General features: G+C 68.7%; 12 protein-coding genes. 9 read left to right on the top strand and 3 right to left on the bottom strand.

Going from position 1 to position 18,578, the window contains the following annotated elements:
- Positions 1-31: 31 nt before the first annotated feature.
- From RCH21_RS10640 to RCH21_RS10625, 4 genes are all read left to right on the top strand, one after another.
- The gene (locus RCH21_RS10640) at positions 32-1,639 is read left to right on the top strand and encodes a cytochrome ubiquinol oxidase subunit I (protein ID WP_326964349.1); all 1,608 of its coding nucleotides are present in this window, start codon (positions 32-34) and stop codon (positions 1,637-1,639) included.
- A gap of 210 nt (positions 1,640-1,849) precedes the next feature.
- Complete coding sequence (cydB, locus tag RCH21_RS10635; RefSeq protein WP_326964348.1) at positions 1,850-2,872, top strand: cytochrome d ubiquinol oxidase subunit II; 1,023 nt, start codon at positions 1,850-1,852, stop codon at positions 2,870-2,872.
- 20 nt (positions 2,873-2,892) lie between these two features.
- The gene (gene cydD / locus RCH21_RS10630; protein WP_326964347.1) at positions 2,893-6,618 is read left to right on the top strand and encodes a thiol reductant ABC exporter subunit CydD; all 3,726 of its coding nucleotides are present in this window, start codon (positions 2,893-2,895) and stop codon (positions 6,616-6,618) included.
- 104 nt (positions 6,619-6,722) lie between these two features.
- On the top strand, positions 6,723-7,784 hold the full coding sequence (locus RCH21_RS10625; protein WP_326964346.1) for a GNAT family N-acetyltransferase: 1,062 nt from the start codon (positions 6,723-6,725) through the stop codon (positions 7,782-7,784).
- On the opposite strand, the gene RCH21_RS10620 is transcribed toward RCH21_RS10625, so the two are convergent.
- Positions 7,781-10,414 carry a DNA gyrase/topoisomerase IV subunit A gene (locus tag RCH21_RS10620; protein WP_326964345.1) on the bottom strand — a complete coding sequence of 878 codons (2,634 nt, stop codon included), beginning with the start codon at positions 10,412-10,414 and terminating at the stop codon, positions 7,781-7,783. The two genes, RCH21_RS10625 and RCH21_RS10620, sit on opposite strands and share 4 nt — an antisense overlap.
- A gap of 122 nt (positions 10,415-10,536) precedes the next feature.
- Here RCH21_RS10620 and RCH21_RS10615 point away from each other — a divergent pair, with 122 nt between their 5' ends.
- Genes RCH21_RS10615 through RCH21_RS10600 form a run of 4 tightly spaced genes read left to right on the top strand, consistent with a single transcriptional unit; the run spans position 10,537 to position 16,080 of the window.
- The gene (locus tag RCH21_RS10615) at positions 10,537-13,341 is read left to right on the top strand and encodes a bifunctional acetate--CoA ligase family protein/GNAT family N-acetyltransferase (protein WP_326964344.1); all 2,805 of its coding nucleotides are present in this window, start codon (positions 10,537-10,539) and stop codon (positions 13,339-13,341) included.
- A 47-nt stretch (positions 13,342-13,388) separates the two neighbouring features.
- A complete protein-coding gene (locus tag RCH21_RS10610; RefSeq protein WP_120149170.1) occupies positions 13,389-14,066 on the top strand; it encodes a DUF5998 family protein in 678 nt (225 codons plus the stop codon).
- 6 nt (positions 14,067-14,072) lie between these two features.
- Entirely contained in the window at positions 14,073-15,275 is a 1,203-nt protein-coding gene (locus tag RCH21_RS10605) for an alkaline phosphatase family protein (RefSeq protein ID WP_326964343.1), read from the top strand.
- Positions 15,268-16,080, top strand: a complete 813-nt coding sequence (locus RCH21_RS10600; RefSeq protein WP_326964342.1) for a thymidine kinase — start codon at positions 15,268-15,270, stop codon at positions 16,078-16,080. The genes RCH21_RS10605 and RCH21_RS10600 overlap by 8 nt, the downstream gene beginning before the upstream one ends.
- A gap of 95 nt (positions 16,081-16,175) precedes the next feature.
- On the opposite strand, the gene sepH is transcribed toward RCH21_RS10600, so the two are convergent.
- Positions 16,176-17,498 (bottom strand): septation protein SepH, encoded by a 1,323-nt coding sequence (gene sepH, locus RCH21_RS10595; protein WP_326964341.1) that lies wholly within the window; start codon positions 17,496-17,498, stop codon positions 16,176-16,178.
- Between the two features lie 189 nt (positions 17,499-17,687).
- On the opposite strand from sepH, the gene RCH21_RS10590 reads away from it, so the two are divergent.
- A complete protein-coding gene (locus tag RCH21_RS10590; protein ID WP_326964340.1) occupies positions 17,688-18,011 on the top strand; it encodes a DUF4193 domain-containing protein in 324 nt (107 codons plus the stop codon).
- A gap of 25 nt (positions 18,012-18,036) precedes the next feature.
- Here RCH21_RS10590 and RCH21_RS10585 read toward each other — a convergent pair whose 3' ends face one another.
- On the bottom strand, positions 18,037-18,513 hold the full coding sequence (locus tag RCH21_RS10585) for a DUF3093 domain-containing protein (RefSeq protein ID WP_326964339.1): 477 nt from the start codon (positions 18,511-18,513) through the stop codon (positions 18,037-18,039).
- Between the last annotated feature and the right edge of the window lie 65 nt (positions 18,514-18,578).

The following is an 18,578-nucleotide window of genomic DNA, read 5'->3' as shown; positions in this document are numbered from 1 at the left end:
CACTGACGCCAGGCGCTGCTGAGAGGGCCACATGGAAGCCTTGGAAATTGCCAGGTGGCAATTCGGAATCACCACCGTCTATCACTTCCTCATGGTCCCCCTGACGATCGGGCTTGGTTTGCTGGTAGCCGTGATGCAGACCATGTGGCACCGCTCCGGGAAGGAGCACTACCTGCGCATGACGAAGTTCTGGGGCAAGCTCTTCCTCATCAACTTCATCATGGGTGTGGCGACGGGCCTGGTGCAGGAATTCCAGTTCGGGATGGCCTGGAGCGAGTACAGCCGCTTCGTCGGTGACGTCTTCGGTGCCCCGCTCGCCATGGAGGCACTCCTTGCCTTCTTCGTGGAATCCACCTTCCTCGGCCTCTGGATTTTCGGTTGGGGCCGGCTGCCACGTCTGGTCCACCTGCTCTGTCTCTGGGCCGCAGTGCTCGCCTCAGTGTTCTCTGCCTACTTCATCCTGGTGGCGAACTCGTGGATGCAGCACCCCGTGGGGGTCGAGATGGTCGACGGCCGGCCCGTGATGGTCGACGCCTGGGCGGTCTTCACGAACAACACGGCGCTGGTCGCCTTCCCGCACACCGTCTTCGGCGCGCTGGCGGTCGCAGGTGCCTTCCTCCTCGGTATCAGCTGGTATCACCTGCACAAGCGACGCCACGACGGCCTCGACACGGTGGGTGCCGATGGCGCTGTGATCGTGGGCGATGCCGGGGGTGCCCGTGACGCCGTCGACCACAGGGTGTGGCTGATGTCCGCCCGCGCCGGGGCCGTTGTTGCCATGATCGCCTTCGCGGGGACAGGCATCACCGGTGACCTGCAGGGCAAGCTCATGTTCGACCAGCAGCCCATGAAGATGGCTGCAGCGGAGGCTGCCTGCCATGACGGCACGGGTTTCTCCATCCTCTCCGTCGGCAACCTCGGCGCGCAGAGCTGTGACGACATCACGGCCGTCATCGAGGTACCCGGCGTGCTGTCCTTCCTGGCCAACGGCGACTTCACCACCGAGGTCAAGGGCGTGAACACCCTGCTTCCCGAATATCAGGAGAAGTACGGCACAACCTTGCCCGACGATCCCATGTACGGCGAGCGGGCGGGCACGGAGATCGATTACCTACCCGTCATGGAGGTCACCTACTGGGGGTTCCGCATCATGATCGGCTTCGGGGCGATCGCCGCGGGTGCCGCCGCGCTCGCCCTCTGGGTCCTCAGGAAGGGGACGGTTCCCGAATCCCGCTGGCTCATGCGGCTCGCTGTCTTCGGGATCCTCGCCCCCTTCGGCGCCAACTCGGCAGGCTGGATCTTCACGGAGATGGGCCGGCAGCCGTTCGTCGTCGCGCCGAATCCCGACCCCTCCGGTATCGACAGCGTCTTCATGTTCACCGCCGCCGCCGTGTCACCCGGGGTCTCCCTCGGCGAGTTGGTCGCGTCCCTCGTGGCACTGACCTCGGTGTACGCCGTCCTCCTTGTGGTCGAGGTGAAGCTCCTCTTCTCCTACGTCCGGGGTGGCACCGCCTCAGCCATGCCGGAGTTGGCGCAGGCAGGTTCGGACTCCGGTCACGGGGGCGACGGCGGGAGCGGCGGGTCCGGAGCGCGCCACGGAGGAAAGGACGACGGCGATGTCCTCGCTTTCGCCTACTGACAGCGCGCAAACCACTCGCGCTGCGCGGTCGCGGACGGGCGTCGCGTCGGCGCACACAACCGGTGCTGCGCGGGTGCGGAAGATTGGCGCTACGTCACCGGAAACCACCCGCGCTGCCCGGGCGCGGACTACCGTCGCTGTCCGCAGCGGTGCCCGCCCGGACCCCATCCGCGCATACCTGATGTTTGCGACTCCCCGAAAGGTGCTTCGATGACCGAGGCCTTGCCTACCCTCTGGTTCGTCCTGATCGCCGTGCTGTGGGCCGGCTACCTCTTTCTCGAGGGGTTCGATCTCGGGGTGGGCATGCTCATGAAACTCATGGCACGCAACGACACCCAGCGGCGCGTCCTGCTGAATACGGTCGGCCCTGTCTGGGACGGCAACGAGGTCTGGCTCGTAACCGCCGTAGGCGCCACCTTCGCCGCGTTTCCCCACTGGTACGCGTCGCTGCTGTCGGCGCTCTACCTGCCGTTCCTGCTCGTGCTCCTCGGCCTCATCTTTCGTGCTGTCGCCTTCGAGTGGCGCGGAAAGCGGGACAGCGACGCGTGGCGGGACCGCTGGGACTGGTCCATCGCCGTCGGATCCTTCATTGCAGCGGCAGGCATCGGTGCCGCGCTCGCCCTCACGACCACGGGGCTGCCGCTCGACGTCAACGGCAATCGCGTGGGCGGTGCCTTCGCCTGGGCCACGATGCCCGCGTTGCTCGGTGCCGTCGCCGTCGTGCTCTTCTGCCTCGTCCACGCCGCAGCCTTCGTGGCGCTGAAGACGGAGGGGAGTATCCGCAGCCAGGCGGACCGGCTCTTCCGCCGACTCCTGCCGGTCGCCATGATCCCGTTCCTGGGTTGGGCGCTGCTCGTGCAGGTGGGCAGCGGCACGGTCGTCACGTGGTTCGTCGTCGTGCTTGCGGTCGTGGCATTCATTGCGTCCTACCGCGCCGCGACCGTCGGCCGCGACGGGCGAGCCTTCGCCGGCCTGGGGGTCGGCATGCTGGCCCTCATCGGGTCGATCTTCGGGGCCGCCTTCCCCGTGGTCCTGCCCTCCACCCTCGACCCGGCCTTCGACCTGACGGTGCAGAATGCGTCCTCCTCGCCCTACACCCTCGGACTGATGAGTCTGGTTGCGTGCTTCGGACTCCCGCTTGTCCTCGCTTATCAGGCCTGGACATACTGGGTCTTCCGTCGGCGTGTGTCCGAGGCGAGCATCCCCGCCGCGCACGCCGTCACAGCCCTGTGAGCGGAGCCACCAGGACACCCATGCACGAGAGCACGCCCACCTCACCGCCGACTGCTTCACCGACCACCCCACCTGCCGCCGCCGACAGCGGCACGGGAAGCGGGCAGCAGACGCGCCGTGTCTCGCCGATCTCCTCCCTCCGGGCGGGTGGGCCGGCGGGAGCGGCGGGGTCCGGTACGGCCGTGTATCTCCTCGGGGCCCTAGCCGCCGCTCGCGCCCTGGGCCTGGTTCTCATGGCGCAGGCCCTCGCCCTCGGGATTGCGTCCCTCGCCGCCGGTTCGTTGGACGTCCGTTCGGTCCTGCTCCAGGGCATCGCCGGCGCAGGATTGCGCACACTCGCCGCCTGGGGGCAGGATGCGACGGCGGCGCGCCTGGCGATGGGTGTCAGGGAGCGGATGCGCGAGTCCGCCCTCCTTCGCGTGCTTGACGACGGCGGCACTGCGCCCACGGCAGCGCCCGGCAGCGGACAGGGTTCCCTGGCAGTGCTGCTGACCCGTGGCCTCGACGGGCTCGACAAGTACTACACGCAGTACCTGCCCGCGCTCATCACCTGCGCCGTGGTGCCACTTCTCATCGGTGCGCGGATCCTCGCCGCCGACTGGGTCAGCGCGCTCATCATCGTCCTCACAGTGCCTCTCGTCCCGGTCTTCATGGCGCTGATCGGCCTGCACACCCAGGACCGCACGCAGCAGGCAGCCGCGGCGCTCGGGCGTCTTTCCGACCACCTGCTCGAACTCGCACGGGGTCTGCCCGTCCTGGTGGGCCTCGGGCGGGCCGCTGAGCAGACGCGGGCTCTCAACGACATCGCCGGCGCCTACACCTCGCGTACGATGACGACGCTCCGCACGGTCTTCCTGTCCTCCCTCGCCCTGGAACTGATCAGCACCATCTCCGTCGCCGTCGTTGCGGTGTTCGCCGGCATCCGCCTGATCCACGGCGACCTGAGTCTGGAAACGGCCCTGATCGCACTCATCCTCGCGCCGGAATGCTACGGCCCGATCCGCGACGTCGGTGCAGCCCACCATGCGAGCGAGGACGGCGAGGAGGCCGGGTCGCGGGTACGCGCCGTGATCGACGCCCCGCGACCGGCCGGGGAAGCAGCCCCGGGACGGGCAGGCGCTGACGCTGCGCGAGGGGCCGAGGGAGCTGTCCTGTCTACGGCCTGCCGGGAAACCGCCGTGGCATGGGCCGGCGTGAGCGTGGAAGGACTGACTGCCCGGTACGACGGCGTCCTGGAGCCAGTCGTCGACCGCGTGTCGTTCACACTTCGGCCCGGCTCCATCACGGCTCTCCGAGGTGCGAGCGGATCGGGAAAATCGACGCTCATGCGAGCACTGGCCGGGGGCGGGGCAGTCCCACCGGGTCTCCAGCTCGAGGGCAGCATGACGGGCCTCGAGGACGGTGGAGTCGCATGGGTCCCGCAACACCCCGAAGTGCTCATGAGTTCGGTCCGCGCGGAACTCGCCCTGTACGGCGGGGTCTCCGAGGACGATCCGTCGATTACGGAGACGCTCGCATCCGTGGGGGCGGGCGGACTCGTGGACAGGGCAACGGGGGAGCTGAGTCCCGGCGAGCTGAGGCGTGTCGCCGTCGCCCGGGCGCTCATGCGCGCACAGGATCCGTTGGTCCGCCTCCTGCTCCTCGACGAGCCCACCGCGCATGTCGACGAAGAGTCGTCGGCAGCCATCCGGGCGGCCCTCCAGGCACGCCGGCCCGGGCTGACGATCCTCCTGATTGCGCACGACGACGAGACGGCGGGCATCGCGGCGTCCGAGCTATGGCTCGGTCCGAGGCCCGCTCCCTCGTTGTCGGCAGGGTCCTCGTCGTCGTCCTTCCACGCCAGGGACATCGCGGCCGTGACCGTTGACCCCGTCAACTCGGTCGATACCCGTTCCGGTGGAGCGCTCCCTCGCACGCTGCGGACCCTGCCGTCGTCGGCGCCGAGGACTACGGCAACGACGACTACGGCAATGACGGCTACGGCAACGGCTACGGCAACGGCTACGACGACCACGGCTACGGCTACGGCAACGACAACGACACTTACGAGGACGACACCGACGCTGGTGACGACGGGAGCATCGTTGCGCCAGTCGGCCCATGACGTGCTTGCACTCGTCCGACCGTGGGACCGGCGCTTCCTCGCGGCGGCGGCGCTGGGACTGGGCGCCGCCGTCTTCGCTGTCGCACTGACGGCCCTCAGCGGCTGGCTGATCGTCCGCGCCGCGGAGCAGCCCCCGATCCTCTATCTCCTGACGGCCATCGTCGGTGTGCGTTTCTTCGGCATCGGCCGGTCCCTCCTGCGCTACGAGGAACGGCTCTGGCTCCACCGGGCGGTCTTCCATCGAGCGGATGACACGCGACTGCGCCTGTGGACCGGGCTGCTCCGCGCCGGACGGTCCTGGCGAACCATCGCACGCGGCTCGGGAGGAATCGAACGCCTGATCGGTGACGTCGACGAACTGAGGAACCTCTCCGCGCGTGCGCTGTTACCGTTCGTCACCTCCGCCCTCACCGGTATCGCGGCGCTCGTCACGACCGCCATCCTGCACCCTGCATCGCTCGGCTCGCAGGCGCTCGCCGTCGGTGCCGCCGTCGTCGTCGCGCCGCTCGTCGCAGTCCTGCGCGAGCAGGCCGCCGGTGCCGCAGCCGTGGAGATACGCGCCGAGGCTCTTGAACGCATCACACGCCTGCTGCGGGCAGCGCCGGACCTCAGGGTGAACGGTGTCCACCGCGCCGCGCTCGCGGGGACACGGACGCTCGACGGCCGGGTCGCGGCGGCAGCACGCCGGTCGGCGGCGGGAGCCGGCGCATCGACGGCGGTGATCGTTGCCGCCTGCTGCGCCGCGGCCCTCGGCATCCTTGTCACCGCGAATGGGGTAGCGGCTGACACCACGGCCGTGTTGGTGCTCATGCAGCTCGCCCTGATCGAACCCTTCGTCGCAGGGACAGCGGCCGTCCAGCACTGGGGTCCCCTCTCTGCGGTTACACGCCGCATCCTGCCGATGCTGGGTCCTTCCCCGGATCGGCAGGAGCAGGCAGCGAGCATCCACGGGCCGGAGGTCGTTCCGGTGAGGACGCTCGCCCTCGACAACGCCGGGATCGGCTACCAGCCGGGTCATCCTGTGGTCACCGGGGTGAACCTGCAGTTGGCTCCCGGACGGTGGACAGGTCTCACCGGCCCGTCCGGCAGCGGCAAATCGACCATCCTGGGAGCACTGTTGGGATTCCTGCCCCTCGATGAGGGCCGTCTCGTGGTCAACGGGTCGACCAGCGTCGTCGGTGGTGTGCCTCGCATCGCCTGGTGCCCCCAGGAGAGCCACCTGTTCACCTCCACCCTGAGGTCCAACCTCCAGCTCGCGCGAGCCCCCGGGGATCCCGCGACCGAGGAAGAGCTCCACGCTGTCATCCGTGCTGTGGGACTGGCCGACATGGTGGCCGGTCTGGAGAACGGCCTCGATGCCCAGGCCGGATCGGGTGGATCCCGCCTGTCCGGCGGTCAGCGCCAACGACTTGCCGTGGCTCGCGCACTGCTGACCCGATCCGGCGTCGTCCTCCTCGACGAGCCCACCGCTCACCTCGACGCCGCCGGCGCCCGATCGTTGCTCGAGGATCTGCGGCACGGGCTTCCCGAGACGGCGGTCCTCCTGGTGACCCACAACCCCGACGAGGCAGCGCTGTGTGACGACGTCGTCGTGCTGGGATCGGCTCACCCCCTGCCTCACGCAGGATCGGAGTCCTGGTAACCGCGTCCGACCTACCGCTCGCTGTGGGTGTCGGCGGCTGCATCGCGCCCTGCCGGAGCCGAAACATCCGGCGGAGGCAGCCGCCCAGGGAATACGCTGGCACCATGAGCACGCCCGAGATGCCCCTCAAGGATGCAGGCTCCACCGGCGAGCCCGGGCACCATGCTCCGCCGTTGCCGGATCTGTTGCAGTGGCGACCGCTCTCCTACGCCGATATCGAGCGCTGGCTCTCGCTGATCCAGTGCATCGCCGCGGCGGACGAGCCGGACTGGGTGGAGCAGCGCGCCGACCTCGAGCAGGCCCTGAGGGCGTCGAAGAACGATCCGCGGCGCGACACCATCGCGGGCTTCGACGACGACGGCCTCCCGCGCGCCTTCGGACGACTCTCGATGAATGCGGGCTCCTCGGTCGTGCACGGCGCCGGCGGGGTGGACCCGGGGTGGCGCCGACGGGGGATCGGACGAGCGGTCTTCAGCTGGCAGGCGTGGCGCGCGATCGAGCGACTGCAGGAGACCGGCCGGACCGACGGCGTCTTCAGGAACTACGTCGAGGAGCGCAACCCCTCGCATCTGGCCCTGCTCACGGCGAGTGGCAGCACGATCGTCAGGTACTTCACCGAGATGACGCGACCTCTCTCCCAGCCGATCCCGGACCTGCCGTTCCCCGCCGAACTGCACCTGCTGAGTTTCGCCGATGGCGCGGATCGCAACCTCGTCGAGCTCGTACGGCTCGCCCACAACGATGCGTTCCAGGACCATTGGGGGAGTGAACCCCGCGACCAGGAATCCTGGCAGTTCACGGTCACCCACCCCGAGTTCCGCGACGACTGGAGCCTCGCCCTGCTCGACCCCGCGACCGGCGAGGTGGTGGCGTACCACCTGGCCAGCTACGACCCCGATTCGAAGGAACTGCTCGGCCACTCCGAGGGCTACACCGACCTGCTGGGTGTCAGGAAGACCTGGCGTGGCCGCGGACTGGCGCCGGCGCTCCTGGCCGAGGCGATGAGGCGTTACCGAGCAGCTGGCATGGACAACGCCGGGCTCGGCGTCGACACCGAGAACCCATCGGGCGCCCTGGGACTGTACGAGCGCATGGGGTACGGGCCGACGCAGCGATCGATCGTGTTCGACCTGCCGCTGAGTGTCACGGCGGACAGGTCTGCCTAGAGCAGTGTTCCCTGCGCGTCTTCAGGACCGTCGTCCGCCGTACGGTCGGCCGACGCTGATCCGTCGACGATCCTGACGCCGCCGGCAGGCCCGTCCGCCGAGGGATCGATCGAGCCGCCGGCGGGACGGACACCCGGGCCAGAGGCGTCCAGGAGTCCGAGCAGCGCCGGTCCTACGGCATCGATCTGCTGCGTCAGCGGGACGCCCGAGCCGTCGCGGCGCCCGTGTTCGGTGGGCAGTGCCCGCGCCACCCCGTTGGCGGAAGCGGCGCGCGCCGGACCATGGCCCGCCCAGGCCAGCGAGAGGGCCTCCTCGCCGCGGAGGAAGCGGTGGGCTCGAACTCCCGCCGTCGCCCGGCCCTTGACGGGGTACTCGGACAACTCGGTGACCTTGGCCGACCCGGCAGATGTGCCCGGCAGGGTGCTGCCGGCAGCAGTGACCGTCACCACCACGCCCTGATCGTCACCGGACGCGATCGCGCCGAAGTGCAGCACCGTGTCACCGGCCGCGAGCTTGATGCCCGCCATGCCGCCGGCGGTCCTGCCCTGCGGTCGCACGGCCGACGCCGGGAAGCGCAGCAGCTGCGCCGTGCGCGTGATGAAGACGAGATCGTCCTGGTCCGCGGCGGTCGCGACCCCGACCACCGTGTCCTTGGGCTTCAGGGAGACCACCTCCCAGTCGTCCCGATTCAGCGGGTAGTCGGGTTGCACACGCTTGACTACGCCCTGGGCGGTCCCGAGAGCCACCGCGGCGCCCAACGGCGCCAGTCCGACGAGGCGCTCGCCGCGCTCGAGCGTGATGAACTCGGACGATGGAACGCCGCCCGCGAGGTTCGGCACTCCGGCGGTGGGCGGCAGTGCCGGCATGTCCATCACCTGCAGCCGGATCATCCGGCCCGCCGAGGTGATCGCTCCGACTTCCCCGCGAGCCGTGGAGGCCAGGACGGAGCGGAAGGCATCGTGCTTGATCCGCTGACCGTCGGCCAGGGGCTGGCGATCCGAGGTGCGCGCCAGCTGACCGGAGGCCGACAGCAGGACCCAGCAAGGATCGTCGGAGATCTCCAGGGGCATGATCGCCTTGGCACCCTTCCCTGCCGGGGCAGGGAGGGTCGAGCCCTTAAGCGGAGCGGCTGCTTCGGACTCCAGGAGGACCGTACGGCGCGGTGTTGCGAACTGCTCCGAGAGGGCGGCGAGCTCGTCGGACACGAGCGTCCGGAGGCGCTCCTCCGAGCCGAGGATGCCCTCGAGCTCGGCGATCTCGAGGCGCAGTTGCTCCTGTTCCTTCTCGAGTTCGATGCGCGAGTACTTCGTCAGCTGGCGGAGCCTCAGCTCCAGGATGTAATTGGCCTGGATCTCGGTCAGGTCGTAGATGGACATGAGGCGTTCGCGGGCCGCGGAGGACTCGTCCGAGGAGCGGATGACCTGGATGACCTCGTCGATATCGAGGATCGCGATGAGCAGGCCCTCGACGAGGTGCAGGCGGTCACGCTTGCGCTGCAGCCGGTAGGAGGTCCTGCGGCGGACCACGAGGATCCGGTGTGCGACGTAGACCTTCAGCAGCTCCAGGAGCCCGAGCGTCCGCGGTTGCCCGTCGACGAGGGCCACGTTGTTGATGCCGAACGAATCCTCCATCGGCGTGAAGCGGTAGAGCTGCGCGAGGACCGCGTTGGGGTTGAACCCGTTCTTGAGCTCGATCACCAGGCGCAGGCCGTGCTTGCGGTCGGTGAGGTCGACGATGTCCGAGATACCCTGCAGCTTCTTCGCGTTGACCGCGTCCTTGATCCGCTCGATGACCTTCTCCGGCCCCACCGTGTAGGGCAGTTCGGTCACCACGAGGCCGGTACGCCGCGCGGACAGCTGCTCGACCTTGACGGTGGCGCGGGTCTTGAACGAGCCCCGGCCCGTTGCATAGGCGTCACGCACGCCGTCCAGGCCCACGATCTTGCCGCCGCTCGGCAGATCGGGTCCGGGGACGAAGCGCATGAGGTCCTCGAGCGGTGCATCCGGATTCGCGATGAGGTGGCGGGCCGCCGTGACGACCTCGCCGAGGTTGTGCGGCGGCATGTTCGTCGCCATCCCGACGGCGATCCCGCTGGCGCCGTTGACGAGGAGGTTGGGGAAGGCGGCCGGCAGCACTTCGGGCTGGTCGAGGGAGTTGTCGTAGTTGGGGATGAAGTCGACGACGTCCTCGTCGAGGTGGTTCGTCATGGTCAGGGCCGCAGCGGCGAGGCGGGCCTCGGTGTACCGCGCGGCCGCCGGTCCGTCGTCGAGCGAGCCGAAGTTTCCGTGCCCGTCGATGAGGGGGAGCCGCAGCGAGAAGTCCTGTGCCATGCGCACCATGGCGTCATAGATGGCGCTGTCGCCGTGCGGATGCAGCTTACCCATGACCTCGCCGACCACGCGCGCGGATTTCACATGACCGCGGTCCGGGCGCAGGCCCATGTCCGACATCATGTACAGGATGCGCCGCTGCACAGGCTTGAGGCCGTCCCGCGCGTCCGGAAGGGCACGCGAGTAGATGACCGAGTACGCGTACTCGAGGAAGGACTCCTCCATCTCGGCTTCGACGTCGACGTCGATGATTTTCTCGGTGAAATCCTCCGGCAGAGCGGGGGTCTGGCGCCTGGCCATGTGCGGCGATTCCTCAACAGGTCGGGTGGGTGAGACGGTGTCGTCGGCCTGTATCCGCTGTCCAGGGACGGCCCCGGCAGCGGCGGGGCCTGCAACCGGGGGATGCCGACTACCCTGAGTCTATGGTGGCGGACGGACAATACCCGGAATATTGGGAAGCTGATGTCGTCCTGCGCGACGGCGGGACGGCGCACCTGCGGCCGATTTCCCCGTCGGACTCGGACGCGGTGCAGGCCTTCCACATGCATCAGTCGCAGAATTCCATCTACCTCCGGTTCTTCACCTACAAGGCCAAGCTCAGCGCGAAGGAGCTCGCGCGCTTCACCGAGGTGGACCACCACGACCGCGTGGCATTCGTGATCACGCGGGGTACCGACATCATCGGCATCGGCCGCTACGACCGCCTCGACGATCCACTCGAGGCAGAGGTAGCTTTCAACGTCTCGGACCATCACCAGGGCCGCGGCGTGGGGTCCATCCTGCTCGAACACCTGGCCGTCGCCGCACGCGAGAACGGCATCCGGCGTTTCTCCGCCGAGGTCCTTCCCGAGAACCGCAAGATGATCACCGTGTTCGCCGAGGCCGGCTACGAGGTGGAGCGGCACTTCGACGACGGCGTCGTGATGCTGAGCTTCGACATCGACCCCACACGCAGGTCGCAGGCGGTCATGGAGGCACGCGAGCACCGCGCCGAGGCGAGGAGCATGGCAGAACTCCTGACGCCGTCGTCGGTCGCGGTGATCGGCGCGAGCCGTGAATGGGGCACCGTGGGCTACACGCTCCTCGAGCACCTGATCGACGGCGGCTACACGGGTCGGGTCTACGCCGTGAATCCGGAGGCGTTCGAGCTCCACGGAATGATCTCCCACGCGTCCCTGGCCGAGGTGCCGGAGGCCGTGGACCTCGCCGTCATCGCGGTGCCGCACGATCAGGTGGAGGCCGTCGTCGACGAATGCGCCCGCGCGGGCGTCAAGGGTCTCCTGGTGGTGACGGCGGGCTATGCCGACGACGACGGCGACGGCATCGTCCGGCAGCGCGCCCTGGTGCACAAGGCCCGCGCGCACGGCATGCGCGTGGTGGGGCCGGCGTCACTCGGCCTCGTGAACACGGATCCGACGGTCCGCCTCAACGCGTCGATGGCACCCGACCTGCCGGCGCGCGGCGCTCTTTCGCTGTTCAGCCAGTCAGCGGGGCTGGGCGTGCTGCTCTACGCAAGTGCGCACCGCCGCGGGCTCGGGGTGTCGTCCGTGATCTCGGCGGGCAACCGCGCCGACGTGTCCGGCAACGACGCCATGCAGTTCTGGGAGGACGATCCCACCACGCGCGCCGTGGGCCTGTACTTCGAGTCGATCGGCAACCCGAGGAAGTTCTCGCGGATCGCACGCCGGCTCGCCAGGACGAAACCCGTCATCGTGGCCAAGTCCGACGTCACCGGACTCCAGCTGCCCCCCGGGCACGCAGTGCGGACCACGCAGGCTCCACCTGGTGCACTGGACTCGATGCTCCGGCAATCGGGTGTCATGCGTGTCGAGACCACCGAGCAGCTCATGGATATCGCGCAGATCGTCGCAAGCCAGCCCCTGCCCGGGGGTGCCGGCATCGCCCTCTTCAGCAACTCGTCCGCCCTCGGCAAGGTGGTGGCCGACGGCGTCGTCTCGCAGGGCATGGTCGTCGCACGCCTGGAGACCGATCTGGAGCTCGACACCGGGCAGTCCGAGGCGCTGCGCACACTCGCCGCAGCCGTGGATCGTGCCCTCGCCGATGATGCCGTCCACGCGGCGGTCGTCACGACTCTTCCCGCGCGTGGTCTGACGGCCGATGCCGTCGCCGCTCGCCTGCAGCAGTGCGCCGAGGCCGCCGGCAAGCCCGTGATCGCTTCCTTCACCGGAATCCTCGACGTCCGCCTGCAGCTCGACGGGCTCGTCGCGGCCGCAACGTCCGGCGGTGCGGAGCCGGGTCCGCTGAGGGCGACCGACGCGGGAACCTCGGATGCTGCAGTGCTCGGGCCGACAGCGACAGCGACGGCCGAGGGGGTCGAGGACGCCGGGCCCGCCCTGCCCCTCCAGCGGGGACTGCCCTGTTTCCCCAGCCCGGGGTCGGCACTTGCCGCGCTGGGCGCCGTCGTGCGCTATGCCCAGTGGCGTGCTCGCGACCACGGCGATTTCCTCGACCCGGAGGGGGTCGACGTGGATGCGGCGTCGCGCGTCCTGTCGGAGAGCCGGGCCCGGGTCGCTGACGTCGAACTCACCCGCCTCACCCCCAGCGAGTGCTCCGACCTCATGGCCGCGTACGGGATCCGACTTCTGCCATCGGCCCGGTTCTCCTCCGTGGAGGAGGCGATCGAGCAGGCGACCCGGCTGGGGTGGCCGGTCGCACTGAAGACGATGGATGAGCACCTGCGGCATCGCCTGGACCTCGGCGGTGTTCGGCTGAGTATCGACAACGCAGAGTCGCTCCGGCGCAACATCACCCACATGGAAAAGATGCTGGCGTCCTTCGGCAGTTTCGGCATGGAGGTGCAGTCCATGGCTCCCTCCGGGCAGGCCTGCAGCATCCGAGCCATCGAAGACCCGCTCATGGGGCCCGTCGTCTCCTTCGGCCTGGCGGGTGACGCCGTCAACCTGCTCGACGACTGGGCGCACGCGGTCCCTCCGCTGAGCACCGGCGACATCACGGACCTAGTCAGGGCGCCACGGGCGTCCCGCAAGCTGTTCGGGTACCAGGGCCTGCCGCCCGCCGACGTGCCGGCCATCGAGGACCTCGTGGCCCGCGTCGCCCTCATGAAGGACAACCACCCCGATATCGCCCTGCTCGAATTCAACCCCGTGCTGGTCGCGACCTCCGGTCTGACGATCCTCAGTGCAGCGATCGACGTCGGTAATCCCCAACGGCGCACCGACAGTGCGCGTCGCGCCATGCGCGACTGACGCCCGCTGGTTAGGCACAACGCGGCCCGGTGGGGGAAACTGGGGGCATGACCCCATCGCTTTCCGCCCAGTGGCGTGACCTCGATGCATCGCTCGAGCGGGCGGGCTTCTACCCGCGCCTCGTGGCGGATGTCGTCCACGACGCCCTCGACGGCCGCGAGCCGCTGTCGCATGTCGCGCACCTCGAGACGCACTTCGAGCGTACCGAGGTGCATCGGCACATCACGGTGCTCGTGCTGACGGAGGACATGCTCGTCATCACGCACGTCGACGACCAGCAGCTCGACGACGCCGGTGAGCAGGTCACGGCGCAGATCTCGACCGAATCGGTTCCGGTCAGCCAGATCCGCTCGGTGGTCCTCAGCTACCTCTACGCGCAGCCCCAGGACTACAAGCCCAGTGATCAGGTGCGCGAGATGACGCTCGCGATCGCCTGGTCGGGAGGGCAACGGCTCGACATCGGCCCGGCCAGCTGCGGGGATCCCCAGTGCGATGCCGATCACGGCTTCACGGGGACCGTCGCGCAGGAGGACATCGTCCTGCGCGTCAGCGCCGAGGCAGACGGTGCCCAGGCGGTGCAGAACGCCAAGGCCTTCGCCCGTGCCCTGCGGAAGGTCAATACGGCCAGCCCTGTGGCCGGCGGCTACGCTGCGGCAGCCGACGCGACTCCTCGTCGCCAGCCCGGCTTCGGTGGACGGTTCAACCGGGCGCACCACCAGCGGTAGCGGTCGATGCCCCTACAGCACAGGGAGCCCCTCCCGGCTCCGCCCGCCTACGGCATATCGACCGTGGCCGAGGTGTTGACCAGTTCAGCTGCCGCCCTCGGCGTCGACGGTTTCACCAACGTTCTGTCCCTGCCCGCCTCCCGACGCGTCGCCGTCGTCATGGTGGACGGGCTCGGCATGACGCTGCTGAAGAAGTACGCCGCCCACGCGCCATTCCTTCGTGAGAGCCTCGATTCCGCCCGCGTCCTCTCGTCGGCATTCCCCTCGACGACGGCTGCGTCGCTCGCCAGCCTGGGCACCGGACTCCCACCCGGGCAGCACGGCATGGTCGGCTACGACGTCCTCGATCCGGCTCAGGACCGCGTGGTGAACATGCTCGGCCGATGGGATGCCGGCGTCGACCCCCTCGTCTGGCAGCCCCACCCGACCGTCTTCGAGCGGGTGGCCGGGCACCTGCCTGTCGTCACGGTGAGCCAGCCCCGTTTCGCCGACTCGCCGATGACGCGCGCTGCGCTCCGCGGTGGACTCTTCGTGGGGGCGAACACCATCCATGCCCGCGTCGACGCGGCCGCGGAGCAGCTGGCGAAGGCCGGGAACATGCTGATGTACTTCTACGTCAACGACCTCGACAAGGCGGGCCACCGCCACGGCGTCGACTCCCGGGAGTGGGTGAGGGCCCTCGAGGACCTGGACTCGGCGTTGAAGCTGCTGGCCCGTCGGGTTCCCTCCGACACACTGCTGCTCCTGACCGCGGACCACGGGATGGTAGATGTGCCTGCTTCACAGCGCATCGACTACTCGGAGCGCTCCGAACTCGTGGAGGGCGTGGCCCACACGGGCGGCGAGGCCCGCATGCTGCACCTCTACCTCGACGCGGGCCTCGGACAGGCCGACCGCGATGCGCTCGCTGCCCGGTGGGACGAGGCCTACGGCACGCGCGCCTGGATCCTCACGCGCGACGAAGCCGTGGCCCAAGGCTACTTCGGCGAGGTGAGCGACGTCGTCCTGCCCCGTATCGGTGACCTGCTCGTGCTGGCTCGGGAGGGGATCGCCCTCACCGATGGGCGACGCGTGCAGGCTGCCGCGTTCGACATGGTGGGCCAGCACGGATCCCTCACCCGCGCCGAACGGGATATCCCGCTCCTGACCGTGACGAAGCCGGCGGGCGGTCCTCACCGCACCAGTGGCACCGGGGCACGCCGTGGCTGAGCTGCTGTTCTTCTCGGGCACCATGGACTGCGGCAAGTCGACACTCGCCCTGCAGATGGATCACAACCACAAGGCCAGGGGCCGGCGTGGGCTGCTCTTCAGTTCCCACGACCGCGCCGGGGAGTCGATGATCTCGAGCCGTCTCGGACTGCAGGTCCCGGCCATCGAAGTTCTTCCGGACACCGACTTCTGGGCGGAGATGACGCTTCGCCAGACCATGGGCGCCCGGATCGACTACGTCATCTGTGACGAGGCGCAGTTCTACTCGACAGACCAGATCGACCAGCTGGCGCGCGTCGTGGATGAGATGGAGATCGACGTCTTCAGCTTCGGCATCACCTCCGATTTCCGCACGCGACTCTTCCCCGGCTCCCAGCGCCTGATCGAGCTCGCGGACCGCGTGCAGGTCCTGCAGGTCGAGGCCCTGTGCTGGTGCGGGAAGCGTGCTACGCACAACGCGCGCACGCTCGATGGCGTCATGGTCGTCGAGGGCGACCAGATGGTGGTGGGCGATGTCGACCTGCCCGTCGACCAGGATACTGACGCCTCACTCGACTTGCATGAGCCGGAGGCCCCGACCGCGCATGCCGACACGACGGTCGCCACATCGCCGGATCGTCCTGATCGTTCGCTTCGTGAGCCGGTGGTCGGCTATGAAACCCTGTGCCGACGCCACCACATGCGGCAGCAGACGTCTCGGACCTCGCCCTCGCTCTACGTGAACCAGGTGCCCCTGCCGTTCGAACAGAGCGCCCCATCCGACGACGGCTCCGCGCGTTTGCAGGGCGCAGACCTCGCCGGCTGACGAGTGCGAACACGGAGCCCGCGCCCGCTGACGGGTGCGCGGGAAGGCACTGTACTGAAGGACCGCTCCCTACAGGACGGCGCTATGTCCTCCTGCTAGTCGCCCTTGCGGCCGAAGACGATATCGTCCCAGCTGGGTACACTCGACCGTTTCGGCTTGGCCTTGCGCTCGGCAGTGGCGTCGGAACTGTCCTTGCCGGCGCCCTTGGCGGGATCCTTCGGTGCGTCCCGCGTGGCGTCCCTGGCCACGCCGTCGCGCGTTCCTGTTCCGGGTGCGGCATCACCCTTGGAGGGCTGCTTCACCGGGGAGGGTGGCTGGAGTCTCCGTGAGGGCTGCGCGAAGATACTGATCTCGCGCGTCTCCGTGCTGACGCCGTCATGCAACCGCGGGGTGCCGTCGTCGTGGTGCGTGGATTCCGTTCCCGGCTCATCCGTGACCTGTCCGATGCCCTCGTCATCCGCCGCACGAGGCGCGAGCGACAGCCCTGGGATCACGGCGTCCTGCTCCTCCGGGGCGTCCGGGCCCTTCCCGTCGTCTCGGGGGTGTGCGGCAGGGATGCTGCCGCGGGTCAGGAGTTCCGCGAGGGCGTCGTCGCCGTCCTCGTCGGCTCCCAGCCGCTGCCCACGGCGTGAGCGCAGGACGTCCAGCAGACCGTCCTGGTCCGCGTCCGTCGCGTCGGGGGCCTCGTCCTCCTTCTCCGCCTCGAAGTCGAAGACGCGGTCCGCGACGGCGCTGAGGCGCCGTGCGGGCAGGGGACCGTCGAGCGGCTCGAGTTCGCTGAGCACCTGGGCCCAACGGTTACCGTTCACCACGGTCTTGCGGGTTGGATTGTAGGTCCAGTGTGCCGGCGGCTGCTCGCCGAGATCGACGGCAAAATCCTCCGGCAGATCGAAGGACGCCTCGACGTGCCACGAGCCGTCCTGCAGGCGCCATGAATCCCACTCGAGGGACCCGGGATCGATCCCGTAACTCTGGACGCGGAACGCGACCATGTCGCCGAGCAGTGCCGGATTGTCCCCGAACGCCGACCTGTACCCGTCATGGCTGGGAAGCGGCGTAGCCACCTCGACGCGCTGCGCGAGGTAGGCCACGTAGTCGCGCTCGGCTCGTACCGGACCCTCGTAGCGCTGGACATGGACGAGGTCGGCGTCCGATTCCGCGGCAACCTGCTCCGCCGTCGCGCCGGAGCGGATGCGGGCCTGGATGTCACGCGGCGTGAGGTGGACCGGTGCTTTCGCCGCTTTCTGGCGAGGTTCTGCAGGGCGTGGCTGTGGCGCTGTGTCGGGTGATCCGGATGCGCCGGAACTCGCGGCGCGCAGCGCGTCATCGATGGGCAGTCTGTAGGACGAGCCCATCTCGCCGCTCAACAGCAGATGTTCGCCATCCTCATGGACACCCATCAGGCGTAACTCCTGCATCAATTCCTCCAGCCGACAATAATATCTAGGGGAAACTTTGCCACTGAATGGCGGCCTTTCCTACTACGCGGTCAGGCGTGGCGGGCACCACTGCGGCTGAGGGCACAAAACAGGGGTTTCCAGCGTTGTGGGAGCCGTGGAGCACATGCTGAAGCATGTCCAGACATCATGGAGCGTGAAAGAACAGGTATGGCGACAGACTACGACGCACCGCGAACGACGATCGACGACGGCGGCGACACCAGCATTCCGGGGCTGACGGATTATCCGGCAGCCCGGCAGGCAGCTGAGCAGGGTGCCCGGAGCGCCGCGCTGATCGATGAGGAAGAGCTCGAGGCGGCGGATTCGTTCGATCTGCCCGGAGCGGACCTCTCCAGCGAGGAGATCTCGGTACAGATCCTGGCGGCGCAGGCCGACGAATTCACCTGCGCCTCGTGTTTCCTCGTGCGTCATCGATCGCAGATAGCCCACGACCGTGGCGGTCGGCTGTACTGCATGGACTGCGAGGGCTGATTCGAGGGGCTTGGACCGCAGCTGGTCAGCCGACGAGGGCGGCGGTGAGGCGCTCGGGGTTGCGGGAAGATGCGAGCCAGTAGGGCGTCCTGTCCTCGGGGTCCGTGACTTCGATCTTGACCACCGGCGAGATCCAGCCGCGGATGCACAGGTACGCGATCCCGTTCAGGCCGGGACCGCGCTGATAGGTGGCGTCCTCGCCGGCGAACCATTCCACCGCCCCGAGGTACTGGCGTTCGATGGTGGCACGACCCACGGTCAGTGTCGTCGCCGTGACGGTGATCCGGGGTGTCGACAGGATCAGTAGCGTGAAGACGATGACCGCGACGACGGCGGCGACGCCGTACCCGACGCCCATCGAGATGGGGGCGAACATCACGATCGTCGCCGAGGAGAATCCCGCTGCGATCAGCCAGACCCACGGCGAAGGCCAGAGGCGCTCCTCGTAGAGGACGGCCTGGTCGGGTGTGTTCTGGGGAGCTTCCCCTGACGCGCTTGACATGACACCAGCATTTCATCCTTTCCCGGTGACCTCATCTCCGACGGTGGAGCCCGGGTGGTTCGACC

It is taken from the genome of Arthrobacter sp. PL16 (genome assembly GCF_035985055.1).
Taxonomy (GTDB): Bacteria; Actinomycetota; Actinomycetes; order Actinomycetales; family Micrococcaceae; genus Arthrobacter_D; species Arthrobacter_D cheniae.
Note: the sequence above shows the minus strand (reverse complement) of the source record. Positions and strands in the feature narration are given on the sequence as shown.

Bases quoted from the DNA above. Each gene is read 5' to 3' on its own strand.
- cydB (WP_326964348.1), top strand. From the start codon at position 1,850: ATGACCGAGGCCTTGCCTACCCTCTGGTTCGTCCTGATCGCCGTGCTG.
- RCH21_RS10615 (WP_326964344.1), top strand. From the start codon at position 10,537: ATGGTGGCGGACGGACAATACCCGGAATATTGGGAAGCTGATGTCGTC.
- sepH (WP_326964341.1), bottom strand. From the start codon at position 17,498: ATGCAGGAGTTACGCCTGATGGGTGTCCATGAGGATGGCGAACATCTG.
- RCH21_RS10640 (WP_326964349.1), top strand. From the start codon at position 32: ATGGAAGCCTTGGAAATTGCCAGGTGGCAATTCGGAATCACCACCGTC.
- RCH21_RS10620 (WP_326964345.1), bottom strand. From the start codon at position 10,414: ATGGCCAGGCGCCAGACCCCCGCTCTGCCGGAGGATTTCACCGAGAAA.
- cydD (WP_326964347.1), top strand. From the start codon at position 2,893: ATGCACGAGAGCACGCCCACCTCACCGCCGACTGCTTCACCGACCACC.
- RCH21_RS10625 (WP_326964346.1), top strand. From the start codon at position 6,723: ATGAGCACGCCCGAGATGCCCCTCAAGGATGCAGGCTCCACCGGCGAG.
- RCH21_RS10585 (WP_326964339.1), bottom strand. From the start codon at position 18,513: ATGTCAAGCGCGTCAGGGGAAGCTCCCCAGAACACACCCGACCAGGCC.
- RCH21_RS10610 (WP_120149170.1), top strand. From the start codon at position 13,389: ATGACCCCATCGCTTTCCGCCCAGTGGCGTGACCTCGATGCATCGCTC.
- RCH21_RS10590 (WP_326964340.1), top strand. From the start codon at position 17,688: ATGGCGACAGACTACGACGCACCGCGAACGACGATCGACGACGGCGGC.
- RCH21_RS10605 (WP_326964343.1), top strand. From the start codon at position 14,073: ATGCCCCTACAGCACAGGGAGCCCCTCCCGGCTCCGCCCGCCTACGGC.